The sequence below is a fragment of the Noviherbaspirillum malthae genome (genome assembly GCF_015352985.1).
In the GTDB taxonomy this organism is placed as follows: domain Bacteria; phylum Pseudomonadota; class Gammaproteobacteria; order Burkholderiales; family Burkholderiaceae_D; genus Noviherbaspirillum; species Noviherbaspirillum malthae.
The window spans coordinates 1-676 of the sequence record NZ_JACYXF010000202.1; the positions used below are offsets into that span (position 1 = coordinate 1).

General features: G+C 50.9%; 2 tRNA genes and 1 rRNA gene. All 3 read left to right on the plus strand.

From position 1 onward, the window contains the following. Window positions 1-111: ribosomal RNA gene (locus IGW03_RS37770) — 16S ribosomal RNA — on the plus strand; the annotation flags it as partial. Between the two features lie 69 nt (window positions 112-180). Then, window positions 181-257: transfer RNA gene (locus IGW03_RS37775), tRNA-Ile, on the plus strand. A gap of 9 nt (window positions 258-266) precedes the next feature. Beyond that, window positions 267-342: transfer RNA gene (locus tag IGW03_RS37780), tRNA-Ala, on the plus strand. The last annotated feature ends 334 nt before the right edge of the window (window positions 343-676 follow it).

A 676-nucleotide genomic window follows, 5' to 3' on the forward strand; every position in this document is an offset into this window, starting at 1 on the left:
GAAGTGGGTAGCCTAACCGCAAGGAGGGCGCTTACCACGGTAGGATTCGTGACTGGGGTGAAGTCGTAACAAGGTAGCCGTATCGGAAGGTGCGGCTGGATCACCTCCTTTCTAGAGCATGGCTCGCCAGTTGAGCGTTCACACTTATCGGTATGTTGGTAACAAGCCAGGACAGCGTTGGGGTCTGTAGCTCAGCTGGTTAGAGCACCGTGTTGATAACGCGGGGGTCGTTGGTTCGAGCCCAACTAGACCCACCAAGCGAAAATGGGGGTTTAGCTCAGCTGGGAGAGCACCTGCTTTGCAAGCAGGGGGTCGTCGGTTCGATCCCGTCAACCTCCACCAATCGTCAAACCTAAGTCATCATCGTGGCGGCGTACCGAAAGGGAAACCGAAGAGTGACGGATTTAGGCTTGATCATTGCGATCATGGCTGTTTTGTTCTTTAACAATCTGGAAGAAGTAGTAAAGATTTATCAGTCGGAGTTCACGTATGTGATGTGCGTGGATGAAGACTGGTGGGTTGTGATTGTCATCAATCATATGTATGAAAGAGTTCTCGATGCGGTAACACGCAGGCGAGTAGTCTGGAATACGGCATATTCATACTCAAGCTCTATAACGTGTTTTGGCTTCGCTGGCCGAGACGTCAACGTTATAGGGACAAGCGAATAAGTGCA